Annotated in this window: 19 protein-coding genes and 1 tRNA gene; 5 read left to right on the top strand and 15 right to left on the bottom strand. The window is 59.9% G+C overall.

Annotated features, from left to right (window positions below):
* Positions 1-79: 79 nt before the first annotated feature.
* Positions 80-859: an SseB family protein gene (locus tag SKA53_RS08720; protein ID WP_007205760.1), complete on the bottom strand. Its 780-nt coding sequence runs from the start codon at positions 857-859 to the stop codon at positions 80-82.
* Positions 860-863: 4 nt separating this feature from the next.
* Positions 864-1733, bottom strand: a complete 870-nt coding sequence (locus SKA53_RS08725; RefSeq protein WP_040482880.1) for an NAD(P)-dependent oxidoreductase — start codon at positions 1731-1733, stop codon at positions 864-866.
* A 272-nt stretch (positions 1734-2005) separates the two neighbouring features.
* Between SKA53_RS08725 and SKA53_RS08730 the strand changes: the two genes are divergently transcribed.
* The 4 genes from SKA53_RS08730 to SKA53_RS08745 all read left to right on the top strand — a co-directional run bounded on the left by SKA53_RS08730 (position 2006) and on the right by SKA53_RS08745 (position 5366).
* Positions 2006-2659 carry an ABC transporter ATP-binding protein gene (locus SKA53_RS08730; RefSeq protein WP_007205763.1) on the top strand — a complete coding sequence of 218 codons (654 nt, stop codon included), beginning with the start codon at positions 2006-2008 and terminating at the stop codon, positions 2657-2659.
* Positions 2643-4190 (top strand): hypothetical protein, encoded by a 1548-nt coding sequence (locus SKA53_RS08735; RefSeq protein ID WP_007205764.1) that lies wholly within the window; start codon positions 2643-2645, stop codon positions 4188-4190. Before SKA53_RS08730 ends, SKA53_RS08735 begins: the two co-directional genes overlap by 17 nt.
* On the top strand, positions 4190-5023 hold the full coding sequence (kdsA, locus tag SKA53_RS08740) for a 3-deoxy-8-phosphooctulonate synthase (RefSeq protein WP_007205765.1): 834 nt from the start codon (positions 4190-4192) through the stop codon (positions 5021-5023). The genes SKA53_RS08735 and kdsA overlap by 1 nt, the downstream gene beginning before the upstream one ends.
* A gap of 268 nt (positions 5024-5291) precedes the next feature.
* Positions 5292-5366: transfer RNA gene (locus SKA53_RS08745), tRNA-Gln, on the top strand.
* Positions 5367-5581: 215 nt separating this feature from the next.
* Here SKA53_RS08745 and SKA53_RS08750 read toward each other — a convergent pair.
* The 13 genes from SKA53_RS08750 to SKA53_RS15055 form a co-directional block, all read right to left on the bottom strand.
* A complete protein-coding gene (locus SKA53_RS08750) occupies positions 5582-6832 on the bottom strand; it encodes a c-type cytochrome (RefSeq protein ID WP_007205767.1) in 1251 nt (416 codons plus the stop codon).
* A 13-nt stretch (positions 6833-6845) separates the two neighbouring features.
* Positions 6846-7001 carry a hypothetical protein gene (locus SKA53_RS15580; protein WP_007205768.1) on the bottom strand — a complete coding sequence of 52 codons (156 nt, stop codon included), beginning with the start codon at positions 6999-7001 and terminating at the stop codon, positions 6846-6848.
* A 27-nt stretch (positions 7002-7028) separates the two neighbouring features.
* On the bottom strand, positions 7029-8120 hold the full coding sequence (locus tag SKA53_RS08755; RefSeq protein ID WP_007205769.1) for an Mrp/NBP35 family ATP-binding protein: 1092 nt from the start codon (positions 8118-8120) through the stop codon (positions 7029-7031).
* An 81-nt stretch (positions 8121-8201) separates the two neighbouring features.
* A complete protein-coding gene (locus tag SKA53_RS08760; protein ID WP_040482881.1) occupies positions 8202-9185 on the bottom strand; it encodes a formate dehydrogenase subunit gamma in 984 nt (327 codons plus the stop codon).
* Between the two features lie 13 nt (positions 9186-9198).
* Positions 9199-9795: a formate dehydrogenase FDH3 subunit beta gene (gene fdh3B, locus SKA53_RS08765; protein ID WP_007205771.1), complete on the bottom strand. Its 597-nt coding sequence runs from the start codon at positions 9793-9795 to the stop codon at positions 9199-9201.
* A 15-nt stretch (positions 9796-9810) separates the two neighbouring features.
* On the bottom strand, positions 9811-12780 hold the full coding sequence (locus SKA53_RS08770) for a formate dehydrogenase subunit alpha (RefSeq protein ID WP_007205772.1): 2970 nt from the start codon (positions 12778-12780) through the stop codon (positions 9811-9813).
* Positions 12780-12992 (bottom strand): hypothetical protein, encoded by a 213-nt coding sequence (locus tag SKA53_RS08775; RefSeq protein WP_007205773.1) that lies wholly within the window; start codon positions 12990-12992, stop codon positions 12780-12782. The genes SKA53_RS08770 and SKA53_RS08775 overlap by 1 nt, the downstream gene beginning before the upstream one ends.
* A gap of 62 nt (positions 12993-13054) precedes the next feature.
* Positions 13055-13576, bottom strand: a complete 522-nt coding sequence (locus SKA53_RS08780; RefSeq protein WP_007205774.1) for a TorD/DmsD family molecular chaperone — start codon at positions 13574-13576, stop codon at positions 13055-13057.
* A gap of 213 nt (positions 13577-13789) precedes the next feature.
* On the bottom strand, positions 13790-14437 hold the full coding sequence (locus SKA53_RS15050; RefSeq protein ID WP_007205775.1) for a DUF3306 domain-containing protein: 648 nt from the start codon (positions 14435-14437) through the stop codon (positions 13790-13792).
* A 3-nt stretch (positions 14438-14440) separates the two neighbouring features.
* Complete coding sequence (locus SKA53_RS08790) at positions 14441-14971, bottom strand: DUF3305 domain-containing protein (protein ID WP_007205776.1); 531 nt, start codon at positions 14969-14971, stop codon at positions 14441-14443.
* A 10-nt stretch (positions 14972-14981) separates the two neighbouring features.
* Positions 14982-15971, bottom strand: a complete 990-nt coding sequence (locus SKA53_RS08795) for a DUF6352 family protein (RefSeq protein WP_007205777.1) — start codon at positions 15969-15971, stop codon at positions 14982-14984.
* The gene (locus SKA53_RS08800) at positions 15971-16531 is read right to left on the bottom strand and encodes a DUF6505 family protein (RefSeq protein ID WP_007205778.1); all 561 of its coding nucleotides are present in this window, start codon (positions 16529-16531) and stop codon (positions 15971-15973) included. Before SKA53_RS08800 ends, SKA53_RS08795 begins: the two co-directional genes overlap by 1 nt.
* Positions 16528-17262, bottom strand: coding sequence for a biotin/lipoate--protein ligase family protein (locus SKA53_RS15055; RefSeq protein ID WP_007205779.1), 735 nt, complete (start codon positions 17260-17262; stop codon positions 16528-16530). Before SKA53_RS15055 ends, SKA53_RS08800 begins: the two co-directional genes overlap by 4 nt.
* Before the next feature lie 158 nt (positions 17263-17420).
* On the opposite strand from SKA53_RS15055, the gene SKA53_RS08810 reads away from it, so the two are divergent.
* Complete coding sequence (locus SKA53_RS08810) at positions 17421-19325, top strand: 4Fe-4S binding protein (protein ID WP_007205780.1); 1905 nt, start codon at positions 17421-17423, stop codon at positions 19323-19325.
* Positions 19326-19351 lie beyond the last annotated feature (26 nt).

Genomic DNA, 19351 nt, shown 5'->3' on the forward strand with positions numbered 1-19351 from the left:
GCGGAATACGATGCCTCCGGCGGGGATCACGTCAAATCGCGCTCTGCGTAAATTGACGAGCTCGGAAGATGGGCAAGGATCAGCGCAGTTTGGGCGGCCTTGTCGGGTCCATGCCGGGGGCTGCGGGACCGGCGGCAGTAACGGCGGGTTGCGGCAGGTCGAAGCGCAGGCCGACTGTGGCCAGACGCGCGGCCATCGGATCAGCGGCGCGCAGGAACAACACATCCATCATCCCCGCCTCGATGCCCGAAAACGTCAGCGCCTCGCCTGCGGCAGAGGCCAGTGCCTTTTCGGCACCTTCCACCGCATCGACGAATGCCAGCACATGGCCTTTCGCGCCGGTGTCATAGGTCACCTCGGCCAGATAGGCCAAGCGTGCCAGACCTGCGGCGATGGCCAGTTTGCGGTCAAGCCCCGTCACCACGCTTTGCGGCAGGTGGCGGGGGGCGGCGATAGCGGTCAGCCGCGCCTCTGTCTCGGCGGGGGCATGCAACAGGGTCTGTGCCAGCCAATCCACCGCATCCGTGGGGATCAGCATGGCCGATGGCGCCACTTCGAGGTTCAGGCCCAGCCCGACCCCCTGCCCTGCAAGCATCTGCACCAGCGCCCGCCCCGGCAGGGCGGCATAGGGGGCAGTCCGACCCACGAAATCCGACAGCCGTTCTTCGCGATCAAAAATCAGCGCATATTGCCCGTCCTCAACATCGAACAGCGCAGGCGTGATCTGGTCGCCTTCGGCCTCGGCACCCAGAAGCAGATAGATCTCGCTGTCAGCCAGCCGTTCGTAGAACCGCAGACGTGCGCCATCGTCTTCTGGCGCGGCCTCCATGGCCGCATGGGCGGTGTCGAGATCGGTCATTGCGTCAGAGTGCCTGCAACCGTTTGAACAAGGCAGACGTATCCCAGCGCCCGCCACCCATTTTCTGCACATCCTTGTAGAATTGATCCACAAGGGCGGTCACCGGCAGGCTGGCACCGTTTTCATCGGCGGTATCAAGGCAGATGCCCAGATCCTTGCGCATCCAGTCCACGGCAAAGCCATGCGTAAAATGATCATCCAGCATGGTCTTGTAGCGGTTGTTCATCTGCCAGCTACCCGCGGCCCCCTGGCTGATCACCTCGATCACGGCATGCCCGTCAAGGCCGGCCTTGTCGGCGAAATGCATCGCCTCGGACAGGCCCTGCACCAGCCCCGCGATGGCGATCTGGTTGCACATCTTGGTCATCTGGCCCGCGCCGCTGTCGCCGATCCGGCGCGCGAGTTTGGCATAGACCGCGATCACAGCACTGATCGTGTCGTAATCGGCCTGATCGCCGCCACACATGATCGAGAGTTGCGCGTTTTCGGCACCGGCCTGTCCGCCCGAAATCGGCGCATCGACAAAGCTCAGACCCTTGTCCTTGGCGGCGGCGTAAAGCTCGCGCGTGACCTTGGCCGATACGGTGGTGTGATCGACAAAGATCGCGCCCTTGGCCATCGTCGTAAATGCGCCATCAGGCCCGGTGCATACTGCGCGCAGATCATCGTCATTGCCCACACAGGCCAGCACGATATCGGCCCCTTGGGCGGCGGCAGCGGGCGTGTCAGCGGCACGGCCACCGTGTTTGGCGACCCAGGCATCGGCCTTGGCGCGGGTCCGGTTGTAGACCGTCACCTCATGCCCTGCGGCGGCAAGATGGCCTGCCATCGGGAAACCCATCACCCCAAGTCCAAGAAAAGCGAGTTTTGTCATAATCCGAAATCCTGTTCATTTATCGCAAGAATAGAGCATGGCGCACAGCGTCAAGCCCGTCGCCTATCAAAGCAGCCTATGCATCATGTCAGACCATGCGGGAAGGGCAAGCCCGCCAAAGGGCGCATGTTTTGGTCCGATCACGGCCTTAGCGTCGTAATCAGGCCGCATTTCAATAATATATGCGTCCAGCACGCGCATCATCAGGGCCTGTTAACCTCTTAGCGGGAAACCTGTCGCAGACCATTCTGACAGGTACTTATAGGACCCATATGCTGGAATTTGCGAATTTCAGCAAATCATTCTGGACCGGCACGCAGCGCAAGGTGATCCTTGACCGCGTGTCGTTTCGCGTGGAGCTAGGCAATTCGCTGGGCATTCTTGCGCCCAACGGGACCGGCAAAACAACGCTGATCAACATGATGGCAGGGCTGGAAAAACCCGATGAAGGCACGATCACCCGCACCTGCCGGATTTCCTTTCCGCTGGGTTTCATGGGCGGGGTGATCGGCAAGCTCAGCGCGATGGAAAACAGCCGCTACATCGCGCGGATTTACGGGCTTGACCCAGATTATGTCGAGGCTTTCTGTCGGTGGCTTTGCGGCATCGAGGAATATTTTGACATGCCTGTAGGGACCTATTCCAGCGGGATGAAACAACGATTCACATTCGCGCTGATGCTGGCGCTGGAATTCGACATCTACCTGATCGACGAAGGCATGCCGAGCGCAACTGACGTGGAATTCAATCGCAAGGCAGGCGATGTCCTGCGCGAACGGCTCGAAAGCACGACGATCATCATCGTATCGCATCAGGCTGCGACACTCGAACGGTTCGCGCGGTCTGCCGCCGTGCTGCGCAACGGGCAGCTTTACATGTTCGACACCCTCGAAGAGGCAAGGGCGCTTTATGACTATCAAACCTAGGGTCCAAAAGTTCCGCATCCGGCGCGACGCGCCGGCAGCTCCGCAGGCAGAGGCCGTGCAACCCGCCGCCGCGGACGAACCGGCCCCAACCCCAACCCCGACCATGCAGGACCAGCTTGATGCGATCGCGCAAGAAGGGCTGACAGCCCGCCAATTGCGTATGGCCCGCCGCGTCGCGCAAAAACGCGGATTGATCGTAGGCTCGGACTATGACGCTGTGCGGCAGTTGCGGCTGGCCGGGATCGATCCGTTCCAGCGCCAATCTGTTTTGGAACTGGTCCATCCCAAACCCGATGGTGCAGGGCGGGTCCAACTGCCCGACACAATCGCCAAGGGCAGCACCCTGCCCGAATCCAAGGCAATCCAGCGCGCCAACAAGAACGCGTCCGAGATCATCAAGATCCAGCGCGACATCGCCCGCCGCCGGCGGCTCAAGCTGGCGATGCTGACGGTGCGTCTGGCCGTCTTCATCTGTTTGCCGACCATTCTGTTGGGCTGGTACTATTACAATATCGCAACACCGATGTACGCGACGAATTCCGAAATCGTGATCCAGCAGGCGCAGCCCGCCCAAGCCAGCGCAAGCGGATTATCCAACCTGTTCCAAGGCACGTCGATAGCGACCCAACAGGACAGTATCGCGGTGCAATCCTACCTTGCATCGCGCGAGGCGATGCTACGGCTGGATATTGACCATGGCTTCAAGGCCCATTTCAGCGATCCCGCCATTGACCTGATCCAGCGCCTTAGCCCGGACGCCAGCAATGAAGAAGCGTTCAAGCTGTACAAGCGCCATGTCATCATCAGCTATGACCCGACCGAAGGCCTGATCCGGATGGAAGTGATCGCCGCCACGCCGGAAAAGGCCTATGAATTCTCGCAGGCGCTGATCGGCTATGCCGAAGAACAGGTTGACCAGCTGACCCGTCGCTTGCGTGGCGACCAGATGCAGGGCGCGCGCGAAAGCTATGAAGCAGCCGAGCGACGCCGCGCAGAGGCGCTTGCGGCATGGCTTGCAATCCAGCAAGAGGTCCAACAGATCGACCCCGTCAGCGAAGCCGCCAGCCGACTTGGCCAGATTTCGACGCTGGAAGGTGAACGCCAGCGGCTGGAGCTGGTGCTGCAATCGCGGCTGAACGTGGACCGGCCCAGCCAAGTGCAAGTCCAGGCGCTGCGCGATCAGATTGCCAATATCAACGCACTGATTGTAGAATTGCGCACCGAGCTGATCGGCAAAACCAACGATCAGGGGTCATTGGCCGCACGCAACACCGAATTGCTGACCGCCGAAGAAAACTACACTTTCCAGACGGTCATGGTGCAACAGGCATTGACCCAGATGGAAACGGCCCGGATTGAAGCGAACCGTCAGGTACGCTACCTGTCAGAAAGCGTGCGGCCTGTCTTGCCCGATCAGGCAACATATCCGCGCGCATTTGAAAACACGATATTGGCTTTTTTGATATTCTCGGGGATTTATCTGATGATTTCGCTGACAGCCTCTATCCTTCGCGAACAGGTCAGCTCTTGATGCATATCGTTGAAATCGGACAACTGAAGGTCGGCAACGACCTGCCCTTGCTGCTAATCGCTGGCCCCTGCCAGTTGGAAAGCATCGATCACGCCCAGATGATCGCGGGGCGGATGGCCGAAATCTGTACGGCACATGGCGCGCAATTCATCTTCAAAGGCAGTTTCGACAAGGCCAACCGCACGTCGCTGGGCGGCAAGCGCGGGCTTGGCATCGACGGCGGGCTGAAGGTGATGCAATCGGTCAAGGACAGCATCGGCTGTCCGGTGCTGACCGATATCCACACCGCCGACCAATGCGCGCCGGTCGCCGATGTCTGCGATGTTCTGCAAATCCCCGCATTCCTGTGCCGGCAAACCGACCTGTTGATCGCAGCGGGTGAAACCGGCGCTGTCATCAACGTCAAGAAAGGGCAGTTCCTTGCGCCTTGGGACATGCCAAATGTCGTGGCCAAGATCGAAAGCACCGGCAACCGGCGGATTCTGGTCACGGATCGTGGCACGTCGTTTGGCTATAACACGCTGGTGGCTGATATGCGGTCGCTGCCGACGATGGCGCGCATGGGCTATCCCGTCGTGATGGATGCGACCCATTCGGTCCAGCAACCAGGCGGGCAAGGCGGATCATCCGGCGGGCAACGCGAATTCGCCCCCGTCATGGCGCGGGCGGCCGTATCTTTGGGGATTGCGGCGGTGTTTATCGAAACTCACGAAGACCCCGACACGGCACCATCCGACGGGCCGAACATGATCCCACTGTCGCAGATGGACGCGCTGGTCAAAAGCTTGATGGGTTTTGACGCGCTGGCAAAGGCAGACCCGATCCGCGTTTAGTGCGGGTCACCCAGACCGCTGCGCTGTGAAGAACCACGGCACTCAGCGGCGGGCCTTGCAAGCTGCGTCCGGCAAAACAGCAAAAGAACGCGAATACCACGCAGTTTGGCGTCAAAAACCGCCGTGCGCGCGCGCATGACTGACGCTGTATACACCCGCAATTTGACCGAACTGGTTTTGCACCCGGACCACCAAACGGAATAGTCGGCTTTTTGGCAAAACGGGGCTTGAACCGCTCCGCGCTTCGCAGTATCCAGCGTCACGCTGTTGGGATGTAGCCAAGTGGTAAGGCATCGGTTTTTGATACCGTGTATCGTAGGTTCGAATCCTACCATCCCAGCCAGCCTTACTCATTCTCTAAAATAGTTATGCAGTCAGGCTTCGCCTGTCGCGATCTGTGTCAAAGATGACGCTTGGATCGGTGAACCGGACATCGCGCAGCATGGGGTGCAACCCAGTGGCGCATTCATCGACCAAAGGCACAAAATCAATGCTGTTTGTGGATGCGCATCATCTTACCAGATGGCCATGGGTGCAGCCGCGCGCGGGGCTTGCCCGCTATTGCGCAACCGCGACGATGCGCTCAAGATAAACGGCCAAAGCATCACGGTCCTCGGGCGCGGCGATCCTTTGTTCGGGCATGCGCGAACCGGGTGTATAGGCCTCTGGGCCATAGGTGAACAAGTCGGACAGGGTTTGCGGTGTCCAGATGATGGCAAGCTGCTGCAAAGCATCGGAATACGCATACCCCGGTTGCGAGCCGATCTTGCGGCCAAAAATGCCGAACAGGCTCGGGCCTGCCCTGCTATGATCATCCGGCGCCAGTGAATGGCAGACGGCGCAATTTTTCCAAATCTCGGCACCACGGCTGCTGTCATGCGCAGCAGGCACGGCCTCAGTCACACCGCCACCCAAGGCAGCACCGTCAAGCGACCAGCGACGGATCGTTCCATCGGTACCAGAGGTGAACAGCTGCCCCTGCGCGATCGCCAAACCCCAGACAGGACCGTTGGCCGCCATGAACGATTGGCGCGGCACAAGGTCATTGCTTTGTATCAGCCAGACCGTCCCGTCGAGAGTGCCTGCCGCGATATGACCCGACCCCGATGCAACAGACACCAAAGGACGGTCGGTCAAAAACCGGTCAGATCGCAACACGCCAGCGTCATCATATAGCCGCAACGCCCCGTCGGCGAATATGACCGCAATACCGTCGTCCGCGCGCACTAGACCATTGGGAAGCGCGGGAAGTCCGATCCTGAATGTCATATCTGATAGCGGGGTCCAGCGGGCCAGCAGCAGGTCTCCACCGACGGTGACCAGATCACCACCCGGCAGAAAGCCAAGGCCGGTGACGCGGTCACTGTGGGCGACAAAAGTCTGCGTTTCGCGGGTGGCAAGATCAAGGCGCACAACACGCCCATCCCAGTAACCCGCAGCAACCTGCGCCCCGTCATCGCTGACATCCAGCGACGCTATGGCAGATTGGCCCGGTGGCGTGACAAACTCCGGTATCCGTCCATCGGCTTGCCAGACGGCCAGACGCCCATCCTGTCCCGCCGTCATAAAGCCGCCCATCGGCAAAAGCCGGACGGCCGTCACATTGCCGCTGTGAAACCGCGTCACATTGCGCGCGGTTGCCGCATCGAGATCCCACAGGATCGCGCGCGTATCAAAGCCGCCGGACACCAACAGCCCTTGCCCTGCATCCAACGCCCCCACCGGCCCGCCATGCCCGACCAGATCCTGCGCAGCCGCAGGCCCGATCAGGCCCGCAGCCACGATCAGCGGTATCAGACCCGAGCGCATGATCCGCGAAGGATCAATAGGCGTACAGATTGGCTCCCGGTTCACCGACCCGCGCACCTTCGGTCGCGTAGGCCGAATAGCTGGGCTGCTGGAACGAGTCTTGCAAAACAGACGCCGCACCAACGGCGACGACACCGGCAAAGATCACGGCAAAGATAAAGGCTTTCATATCAGTTCTCCTGTGTGTTTCAGTCTATCAAATCTTACGCGGGGCAAGCCCCGCCTTTTCGTCGCCCAGGCCATCAAGCATGGTCTGGGCAATATCCTTGTAGATGCGCCCCAACGGGCCATCTGGATCGCGCGCAACAATCGGTTGCCCCGCATCCGATGCCGCCCGCAGCGCCATCGTCAGCGGCACCGCCCCCAGAAATGGCACAGCCAGACGCGTAGCTTCGGTTCTGGCACCGCCATCGCCAAAGATCGCATGACTACTGCCGCAATCAGGGCAGATGAATTGCGACATGTTCTCGATGACGCCAAGGATCGGGACATCGACCTTGCGGAACATGGCGATCCCGCGCCGCACGTCAATCAGCGACAGGTCCTGCGGGGTGGACACGATCACCGCCCCTGCCAGCCGCGTACCTTGGGCCAGCGCCAATTGCGCATCGCCTGTTCCGGGCGGCATATCCACCAGCAGCACATCCAGCGCGCCCCATTCCACATCGGCCATCATCTGTGTGATCGCCGACATCACCATCGGCCCACGCCAGACCATCGCGGTTTCGGGTTCAACCAGCAGGCCCATCGACATTGCCTGCAGCCCATAAGCCCGCATTGGCCGCAATTTGCGCCCCTCGCCCATACCCGGTTTGCCATGCAAGCCCAGCAGGGTCGGCAAGGAAGGGCCATAGATATCGGCATCCAGAATGCCAACGCGCAACCCCATCGCAACCAGCGCTAGCCCCAGATTGACCGTTGTGGTCGATTTACCAACCCCGCCCTTGCCAGAGGCCACGGCAATCACATGGCGGACGCTGTCCAGCGGGTCGATCTTTGCAGGCGTCTGCGCCACGAGTTTTGGCGGCGCGGCACGTTCAGCGGTTAGCACAACAAATGCTGAAGTCACCCCTGCCAATGTCCGCAGACGCGCCTCGAGGGTGTCGCGCAGCGGGGCAAAGGCGCCCGCTTCTTCCGGCGTGATCTGGATCGACAGGCTAACCCGTCCACCGGACTGGTTCAAACCTGCAATGCGCCCCGATGTACCCAAGGGTTGGCCGTCAGGCAAAAGCATCGCCCCCAGAACCCCGGATATATCATCATCGAGATCGCGGTTGCCTTGGGACATATTTCTCACAACGTATTTCAGGGCAAACGACCCAGCCTCTTGTCCGAGGCTGGGTCGCATCTGTTTGTATCAAACGTCCGATTACTCGGCAGGTGTCGACAACGCGCTATCCTTGGAGGATTTTGCTTTCTCTTGCTCGACCCAAAGACCGTGATGCTCTTTCGCCCAATTGACGTCAACTTCGCCAGATCCCATCGCGTCAAACGCACCTTCCATACCGACCGAGCCGATGTAGATATGAGCGATGATGATGGCCGAAAGGCCCGCTGCGATCAAAGCATGGATGGTCTGGTACAATTGCCAATCAGCCGCAGCACCCGCAACACCGGGGAACAGCAACATGACACCTGTGAAGGACAAGCCAGCGCCGCCAATGATCACCGCCCAAAAGATGACTTTCTGACCGGCGTTGAACTTTTTCGCAGGTGGATGCACGCCTTTTTTGAAGATGCCACCACCCTGCTTGAGCCATTCAACATCAACCTTGTCAGGGATATTGTCGATCACCCACAAAACAAAGATCAGCGCCAAAGCCACCATGAACGGCCACGCCAGATAGTTATGCGCAATCTTGCCAAGGGATGTCAGCGCACCAAACGCATTTTCCCCCAAAAGCGGCAGGATCACGGACGTACCAATGATCAGGTTCAGCCCGGTCAGCGCCAGAATGATAAAGGTCGAGGCCAGTGTCCAATGCGCGAAACGGTCGATCGCACCGAAGCGCAGTATCTTCAGGCCAGACATGCCTGAATCCACCTTGATCCGTCCACGGAACATATAGAACAGCGCGAGCAGACCGACCATGCCCACAACAGCAATCACAGACAGCGTCTGTACTGTGCCAACCTGAAACGCAGCCCAGGACTTGTTGTCCGGCTTGATCAGGTTTGCAGCATTGCTGTCCGGAATGGAGACGCGCCCGGCCACCGCGTTGGTATCGGTGCCCAATGCCTCGAACATCGATTCCTCGGTCACGGCGCGTTCTGTTGGATTCACCTGCGCATTGGCCTGTCCGACAAAGACAAGAACCGCGAGAGCGATCATAAACTGAGATAAGTATCGCATCCTGATATCCTCCTTAAACCGCTACCGTTTCGCCATAAGCCGTGCGCCAACCCCAGGCGCCTGACCCATAACCGCGTGTGACAACCCGCTCACGATAGATGTCGGCGATGATGTCGCCATCCCCCGCCAGCAGCGCCTTTGTTGAACACATTTCAGCGCAAAGAGGCAGCTTGCCTTCGGCAAGACGGTTCGAACCATATTTCACGTATTCTGCCTGTGACATGTCCGGCTCTGGACCGCCCGAACAATACGTGCATTTGTCCATCTTTCCACGCGTACCGAAATTGGCAGTTTGTGGATATTGGGGTGCGCCAAACGGACAAGCGTAGCTGCAATAACCGCAGCCGATGCAGGTGTCCTTGTTGTGCAACACGACAGCATCGTCGGTGGTGTAAAAACAATCCACCGGACAGACCGACGCGCAAGGTGCGTCGGTACAATGCATACAAGCCATCGACACCGACCGTTCACCGGGCAGACCATCATTCAGAGTGACGACCCGGCGGCGGTTGATGCCCCACGGCACCTCGTGTTCGTTTTTGCAGGCGGTAACGCAGGCGTTGCATTCGATGCAGCGGTCCGCGTCACAAAGGAATTTCATGCGTGCCATTTTTTTGATCCTCCCTTATGCCGCTGCGATTTGGCAAAGTGTGACTTTGCCTTCATGCATACCGGTCACCGGGTCATAGCCGTAGCTGGTGATAACGTTGACGGATTCGCCCAGAACGATCGGGTCAGTGCCGGCAGGGTAATTGCCGCGCTGATCTTCACCCTGGAACCAGCCTGCGAAGTGGAACGGCATAAAGGCCAGACCGGAATTCACCCGCTCGGTGACCAGCGCCTTTACCCGTGCCTTGGACTCGTTCTCGGGGCCGTAAACCCAGACCCAATCGCCATCGACGATACCGCGGGCGGTGGCGTCTGCGGGGTTGATCTCGACGAACATGTCCTGCTGAAGTTCGGCAAGCCATGGGTTCGACCGGGTTTCCTCGCCGCCGCCTTCGTATTCAACCAAACGACCAGAGGTCAGGATGATCGGGAAGTCCGCGGCAATATTACGGTCCACGGCGCTTTGCTGCACCACTTTACCGATGTTTGGCATCCGCTGCTGACGACGGTCGTCATTGGTCGGATATTCCGCCACCAGCTCAGGGCGTGCCGAATAGATCGGCTCGCGGTGAACAGGAATCGGGTCTGGCAGGTTCCACGCGACGGCGCGGGCCTTGCCGTTGCCGTAGGGGACGCAACCATGTTCGATCGCCACCCGCTGGATGCCGCCCGACAAGTCGAGAGACCAGCTGACGCCATTGATCTTTTCTTCGTCGCCGCCGCCGATACCTTCGATCACAGCCCGTTCGCGCGCCGTCAAATCGGTATCCCAGCCCAGTTCTTTCAGCACGCCCATGGTGAATTGGGGATAGCCGTCCTGAATCTCGGAACCGGGGTTCCAGCTGCCTTCGGCAAGAAGCGTCTCGCCGTCACGCTCAAGCCCGAAACGTGGGCGGAACGCGCCACCACCCTCTTTCACCGGAATATTGGTGTTATAAAGGATGTGGCTGCCGGGATGCCGGAATTCAGGCGTGCCCCAGCAAGGCCAAGGCAGACCGTAAAAGTCGCCTGCGATCTCGGCGGGTGCATCGGGCAGTGCCTTCAGCGTAACCAGATCGAAATGCTGCTGGTTGGCCATATGGGCCTTCAGCCGCTCTGGGCTTTGGCCTGTGTAACCAACAGACCAGCCACCACGGTTGATTTCGCGCAGGATGGATTCTGGTGTTGGCTCCATGCGGAACTTGCCCTGGACCAGCTCAAAGTTCTTGAACATCTCATCGGCAAAGCCAAGCCGCTGCGACAGGCCATACATGACTGCATAATCATTGTCGGATTCGAAAATCGGATCGACAACTTTTTCGCCCCATTGCACGGACCGGTTGGACGCGGTGCGCGAACCGGAACATTCAAACTGCGTGCAGACTGGCAGCAGATAGGTGTTATCAGTGCGCGAATGCAATGCGGCAAAAGTCGTTGGGTGCGGGTCGGCAACGACCAGCAGATCCAGCGCATCCATGCCGCGACGGGCATCCTGCATCCGAGGAACTGTGTTGCCGCCGTGGCCGAAGACCAGCATCGCCTTGATGTTGTCTTTCTGGTCAACTTCTTCGCTGTCCATCGTGACCGCATCGAACCAGCGGGTCGAGGTGATGCCCGGAATGGCCATGTTTTCCTCGGATGTCCGCGCGTCGCGTCCACCTTTGGAAGGCACTTCGTCAAAACGGCTGACAAAATAATTGTAAGGCACTTCCCAAACACGCGACCAATGCTGCCATGCGCCTGCGCCCAGACCGTAGTAGCAAGGCAGGTTGCCCACATCGAGACCAAAGTCCGTCGCACCCTGCACGTTGCAGTGACCGCGGAAAATATTGGCGCCATTGCCCTGGCCGCCGACGTTGCCCGTCGCCAGCAGCAGAATGTTGTAGGCGCGCACATTGGCCGTGCCGACAGTATGCTGCGTGCCACCCATGCACCAAATAAAGGTCGATGGGCGTTCCTTGGCGAATTTCTCGGCGGCACGTTTCAGCGTGTCACCATCGACGCCAGCGATCTTCTCGACGACCTCGGGCGTGTAGGCTTTCACCACTTCGCGCACCTGGTCCATGCCGTAAACGCGCTGTGCCAGATATTCGGTATCTTCCCAGCCGTTTTCGAAGATGTGGTAAAGCATCCCGTTGATCACGGCGATATCGGTGCCGGGGCGGAAACGGATGTATTCGGTGGCATGGGCGGCCGTGCGGGTAAAGCGCGGGTCAAGCACGATCACGTTGGCGCGCTGGGTTTCCTTGCCGGTGAGGATGTGCTGCATCGACACTGGATGCGCCTCTGCCGCGTTCGACCCCATGAAGATCACGGTTTTCGAATTGCGGATGTCGTTATAGCTATTGGTCATCGCACCATAGCCCCAGGTGTTCGCAACACCCGCCACTGTGGTCGAATGGCAAATCCGCGCCTGGTGGTCGACGTTGTTGGTCCCCCAGAAAGCCGCAAATTTGCGGAACAGGTAAGACCCTTCATTGCTGAACTTGGCCGAGCCCAGCAGATACACGGAATCGGCACCGGAATTTTCGCGGATTTCGCCCATCTTGGCGGCGATTTCATCCAGCGCCTGATCCCAGCTGATCCGCTGCCATTCGCCACCGACTTTTTTCATCGGATATTTCAGGCGGCGATCACCATGCACGACTTCGCGGACCGATGCACCCTTGGCGCAATGGGTGCCGCGGTTGATCGGGCTGTTATAGGCAGGCTCTTGCCCGACCCAGACACCGTTCTGCACTTCGGCGACGACTGAACACCCGACCGAACAATGGGTACACATGTTCTTTTTGATTTCGATCGGCTGCGCCGGATCGGTAAAACCGGCGGCTTCGACCCGCCGCGTCAACCCGGACCCAACAGTCGCGATAACAGCAAGGCCGCCAATGCTGAGCCCTGAGGCGCGCAAGAAACTGCGGCGGTCGATTGGTTTGGCGGCGACGCCTGCGGCCAATTGCGACAAACGGCCTGTCGCTGTGGCCTCACGTGATCTGCGTTTGACCAGCATCAGTTTTCTCCCTGATCATAATAGCGATTGGTACGGTAAAAGGCTGCGACATGCTCTGTTTCGCGGTACCGCGCCTTTGTCCGTTCATCCCCAGTTTGCTGTGCCATGACAGGGCGCGCGCCGCCCATTGTCAGTGCTGCGGCCGAAGCACCCGTCGCCGCGACGCCGAAAAACGCACGGCGGCTCATCGGATCATGTTTGTCTTTCGTCATCGAGATCTCCCTGGTGGCGGCTGCGGCAAGCGGGCTGGCTTGCCGAGGTAAAAATTAGTCTGTTAGGCGGCGAGCGCGAAGGCACGCGCCTCGATATCAGTCAGTAACCGGCCAATTTCGGCCAGCGGTCGGTAGAAATCTGCACTTGGGGCAATCGCAAGATCATCAAAGAATTGCGCAGCCCAAGGCGCGATATGACGGTTGAAGAACGCGCGCTGGATATCAGCGCTTGCCACAACGTCGCCAGAAATCATGTCGGCCATCACATCCATCAACAGGGCAATGTGATCTTCGGGTTCGTGCCGCCCATTGGCACGCGCCACACCCAGACGGGACAGATCATCACGCAACACCGCCAATGGCCGTTCGTTCAAAAATCCGGTCTGGTAAAAGCTCGAATAGGGCAGCAATTCGCCACGCCCAACGCCGATGAACAATTCGAAAAATTCACGCTCTACCCGGGCAGAATCAGCTGTCTTGGCACACAGCGCCAAAGCGGTAAACGCGCATCCCAGCGGCGTTTTATCGCCCTGCAACTGAGCGACGTGATTCAGTAATGCCTGATCGGGTGCAGACGACAGCATGCGCGCGAGAAAACGATACTGATCGCTTCTCAACGCCTCAAGGGGATCGCTGGCTCGCCCGTTTATGGGCTGGCTATCCGTCATGTTACCTAGTCTCACTCCCTAGTGGTAAAAAAATAATACCACATCCAACATCTTTACGCAGCCAACCGACGTCTGTCCAGAATCTTTGCATATCGTTGCACACATTTCATCACAAATTGCCGCAAGCGCCTAGGCGGGCAAAGCGCCGCCATGGCGACGGCGTGCCGGCGTCAGGTCTGTTTGTAGGTCGATGTCTTGCTGCTGTGCCGTTTGCGGCGCTGTATCGGGTTCAGAACTGGGATCGTTCGCTGCGGTTTCCTGCTGGGTCAGCGCCGCAGTCGTTTGTCGCACGGCACTCTCCTGAGTAGGAATCGACCCAGGATGATCAGAATCACCCTCCGTATCGGCAACCTGCGTCGCTGCGGGATCTTGGCGTGGCGCAAAAAGCTCGCGCAGCATTTGCGCCGCGCGTTCGGGTGAGGGTGCCGCGCCATCGCCCGGCACACCGCCCGGCGTGTTCCAGTCCCAAGCGTAATCCACTGCGGGGTCGTTATGGTCTCTGATACCGGGGACCAGCATCCATTTGCGACGCAGCGCTGCGTTGCGCAGGGCCTGTGGCACGCCCTTTTGCAGGAACACGCGAATATCGGTCTGCGGGGTCAGATCATCAATATCGGGCAGTGCCGCGATCTGTTCTTCGGTCAGCGGCTCTTGCTCTGATTCTTGGTTCGTCGCTGGCTCGGGCTCTGCGACGCCCTCTGGCATGACGGGATGCGCACGCTTGTTGCGCGACCAGCGGCCCAGAAAGGATTCTGTCTCATCGGTCGGTTTTGGCATGGCTCACCTCTTGCGGGGGCTATGCGCCCATTTGTCTGCGTCGTGCAAAACACGCGGGGCGCGCGCAGGCGGGGCATTGGGGTCGATCACATCGCGTTTGCGCTTTTTGAAGGGCATGTCGACATGGTGTTGCGCCACGAATTCCGCAATCTGCGCTTCGATCACAGCAGGCATCGGCACCGGCTCGACGAAAAGGTCCAGATCAGAGGCATAGCCTTCGCCTTCGTAAGGGTCGGCAGTGACATTCACGATCTCGGCGGTTCTGGGGTCCTGCCCACGCAAAGCGACCCAGAGCGCCGGACGCCCGGAGACCAGATTGTCTTGATGGTGCAGCGTATCACCCGAATAAAGCGACAGGTCGCGCCCGCCCAGGTACCAGGTCTCGACCCCATTTTCGGCGTAAAGCAGTGTATGCGGCGCCGCGTCAGGTTCCTGTGGCAGCACCGAACAGGGACGCAATTCGCCCGCACCCCATTTCGTCACCGCAGGCCGCCTGATGGCAAGAACCGAAATGCGCAGCGTCTTGATCGGCATGGTGATCCTTTCAGTTCAGCACGGGCGCGGCCAGCGGCAACCCGGTCAGCAGGTTCTGTGGCTTGATTCGCACCGCGCCATCGGCACCCAGCCCCAAGAACAGCCAGATCGGCTGGCCCCGCAAATCCGGCGTCACGCGAGAGTGATCCGCGATATCAAGCCGGAACAGCCCCACAAGTGTAGCAGGCATAGGCTGCTTGTTCCATAACGCGTTGCCGATGGCAGTACCGGCCTGATCCAACCCCACAAACCACCGCAAGTCGATGTTGTCAGCAGAGGCCTGTGCCGTGACAGTGCAATCCAGCCCCAGCATATGGCGCAGATAGCCAGCAATCGCCGTGGCCATACCCGCACGCGCGGCCGCGTCACCGCCGAAATTCAGCACCATCGTATGGGCATCAGACCGCGACCAATACGTCCAGTCGTTATCCGCGCTCAGCACATCCAACCCGTCGATGCCACCCGACAACATCGCCGTCAGCGGCGAGCTGTGCATCTCTTGTTCCAGTAATTGCACCAATTCCTCATCGGCCAGAAACAGGGTGTCGTTCTGGATATGGCTGCGCTGCGGGCGAAAGAAACATTCCGCCGCGCGCAGGACCTGCGGATCGTCGCAGCCGTCCAGCGCGTTGCGCAGGATCAGCTGCACAAGCTGCGACATGAACACGACAGGCAGGGTGATTCCGTCTTGCACGATCTGGGCATAGCCGTTTTCAACCGTACCTGCGGCGATCAGCCGGTCACGCAATGTCAAAAGAAAGCGCCAGTTTTCGCGCGCATCGGGGTCTTGCAGCGCGATCAGTTCCATGTCCGACACTTTGGCGCGCGGCTGATCCATCAGCCGCTTGTGCAAGGTGCGTTCGGCCGCGCATGCCTCTGGCGGGGGCAGTACCTCTGGACGCGCTAACCAGGCAAGGATCAGCTCGTCGGTGACGGTCATGCGCCCGGCATTGTCCAGACGGGTCAGGTGATGACCCGAAGCGACCCAGAATTCAGGCATCAGGCTTTTCCTCTTAATACAAAGATATCGACGTGATCTTCGGGGCCGGTATCCTCGGTTTCCTCGAAGAATTGAAACGCACGGTCATGGCCTTGCAGGTGGGATCCTGAAAAGGCCGTCTCGTCGCGGGGTTTGAGCGTGCGAAATTGTTCGCGTATATCGCCCGCGTCATGTTTACGGTGCAGCGCGATCAGCGTGTTCAGCGGATGCGCGCGGCACAGGCTTTCGGCCAGCGCCACTTCTTCTTCGGCGGCGGGGCGGGCGGCCTCCAACGATGGCGCGCCCAGATGGGTCACCAATTGACGGGCCAGCGTCAGAACCATGGCGTCGCGTTCGTCTGGTCGCGCCTCTTGCACCGTCACCAAGGTCGCATGACCAAAGCTGTCCACCCCCAGAAAACCCGAGCGAAAGGCAATCGCCTCTTTGCGGGTCAGATCATCGGGGGCGCGCCCCCAGAACAAAAACGTGCCCGGCACAGCCCATTCACCGGGGCTGGCAGCACGGCTGAACACGACCTTGTCAGAGGCATCAAGCTGGATTGTCCTAGGCAGGCGGATCACAATTTCGGCCCCTTGGCATCGCGCCAGTCAGTCGCGTTGAAGGATTGCAACAAGGGCTCCGATCTTTTGCCGCCGCCCGCTGGCGTGATCTCGACCAGACGGTCACCTTCGATCCGCCGTACCCCCCGCAAAAGCGGCGGGTCGATGCGCATTAAATAGCGGTTGGTCACCGCATCCAGACCATCATGCAGCCAGCGATCAAAATACAGCATCATGTAGCTGGCGAAGGTGGCGATGATATCTTCGTGCGGATCAAAGTCTTCTTCTTTCAAAGATGTCGACTCTGGAAAACGGCCCGGTTCCAGCAAATGGTCACGCTCAGAGATCAGCTCCGCCGCGAAAACCATCCAGTCCGGCACATCCTGCGGTCCGGTGCCGGGGGCGACAGCAAAGCGCCCGCCACCGATACGGGCCTTGTCATAGCGGATTTCGTCGGGCCAGTTCAGCCGCACCGCGCGTTCGGGTGGACAATGTGCCGCAAGCGCATCGGCAACAGCGACCATGCCCAAAGGAAAGGCCATCTGCGCCTCTTGCAGTTTTTGCGTCGGTTCCAGCACCACCGCAAATGCCAGCAATCCCGATGACGCGTGACACACCAATGTTCCGGCCCCGTGTTCGGGCGCAAGCTGAACCGCCTGTTCCAGCACATCTGGCCCCGTCCCCGCATGCAGCGTATAAGGTGGTGGCAGCGCAATATGCCCCAAGCCGTGGGTTTGTGATCTGTCGTCCATGTCGCCTCCCCGATTATCGCGCGCCGAACTCTAGGCTTTGCAATCAATCAAGCGTATATCGGCCAAGACCGGTCAACTTCCAGCCATATCTAGCCAGATGCGAGACACCAATGCCCCAACACGACAAAACCCGTCTGATTTGTAGCTGCGAAGGTAGCATGAAAGTCGCCGTCGAAGCATTAGGCGGACAGGGCAAGGGGGCGCATCACTTGTGCCGCAGCCAGCTTGACCATTTCCGCAAGGCGCTGGGCGATTTCGCCGAAGTGACCGTCGCCTGCACGCAAGAGGCCCCGCTTTTCGCCGAAGTGGCCGAGGATATGGGGTATGAGGGCACGCTGCATTTCGCCAATATTCGCGAAACCGCAGGCTGGTCGGAGGCGGGTCACGACGCCGCACCAAAAATGGCAGCCTTGCTTGCGATGGCAGAAATCGCAGCGACACCCTTTGATGTCATCAGCCTGGAAAGCAACGGGATCACCTTGATTCTCGGGCGCGATCAGGCAGCAGTGGATCTGGCGCAAAGCTTGTCCGACACGCTGGATATCACCGTTTTGTTGCTGCCCGGCGCAGATGTCGTGCCACGTCCGCAGACGACCTGGCCCGTGCTGCAAGGGCGCGTCCGGCAGGCCACTGGGCATCTGGGTGCGTTCGAGCTGACGGTGGATGATTATGCCGCACCTGTTGTGTCTTCACGCGCGCAGCTGGCATTTGACGCGGCGCGCAACGGTGCTGTTTCCACCTGTGATCTGGTGATCGACGTGACCGGCGGACAGCCATTATTTCACGAAACCCGTCCGGGCTATCTGCGGGCCGATCCGCGCGACCCGGTCGCGCTGGCCAAGCTGGTGACCGAGGCCAGCCAGATGGTCGGCACCTTTGACAAGCCCAAATACATCAATTTTATCCCCGACCTCTGCGCCCATTCGCGCAATACCCTGACTGGCTGCACCCGCTGTCTGAACCTGTGTCCGACAGGGGCGATCACGTCCAACGGCGATACCGTGGCGATTGATCCCAATATCTGCGCGGGCTGCGGCCAATGCGCTGCGGCCTGCCCGACCGGGGCTGCCGCCTATGCGATGCCTGTGACAGAAAACATTGCCGCCCGCCTGCGCGCGGGGCTTGAGGCGTATTTCGCGGCAGGCGGCAAACATGCGCCCATCGTGCTGTTTCACGATGCAGATCACGGATCCGCCCTGATCGACGCGACCGCGCGCTTCGGCAAGGGCCTGCCCGCGCATGTGATCCCTGTGCAGGTCAACGAACCATCGCAGATAGGGCCAGAAATCATGGCGGCGGCGCTGGCCTATGGGGCCGGCGGCCTGCGGGTGCTGGCCAAGGAACGCCCGGCCCATCCGCTGGACGGGTTGCAGGACAGCCTGGACCTGATGGCGGTGATCTGCACGCAAACCGGCCATGATCCGGCGGCCTGCGGCCTGCTGTCGATCGACGATCCTGACGCGCTGGACAGCGCGCTTTGGCAACCTGCCACAGCCGCCCGCGCAACGCGGTCGGGCTTTTTGCCGCAAGACGACAAACGCGGCTTGCTGCTGCTTGCAGTCGAGGAAATGAACCGCACGGCCCCCGCGCCAACCGATTTCATTGCGCTGCCACAGGGCGCGCCTTTTGGCGCCGTCACGCTGGATCACGATGCCTGCACGCTGTGCCTTGCCTGTGTTGGCGCCTGCCCTGCCGGAGCCTTGTCGGATAATCCCGACCTGCCGATGCTGCGGTTCACCGAAAGCGCCTGTGTGCAATGTTCCATCTGCGTGGCAACATGCCCCGAAGATGCGTTGAGCCTGACCCCGCAAATCGATCTTGCCGCTTGGGCTGCACCACGCCGCGTGCTGAAACAGGAAGACCCTTTCGCCTGCACATCCTGCGCCAAGCCGTTCGGCACCAAGTCAAGCATCGAGCGTGTGATGCAAAAGCTGGAAGATCACTGGATGTTCGCCGGCGATACGGGGGCAGAGCGCCGCCGGCTGCTGACGATGTGCGATGATTGCCGCACCCGCGAGGTCGTGATGGCGGGCTTTGATCCGCATGAAAAGGCCGAAACCTGATCAGCGCGAACCGCAGGGTTCGAGTG

Source organism: Yoonia vestfoldensis SKA53, assembly GCF_000152785.1.
Taxonomy (GTDB): Bacteria; Pseudomonadota; Alphaproteobacteria; order Rhodobacterales; family Rhodobacteraceae; genus Yoonia; species Yoonia vestfoldensis_A.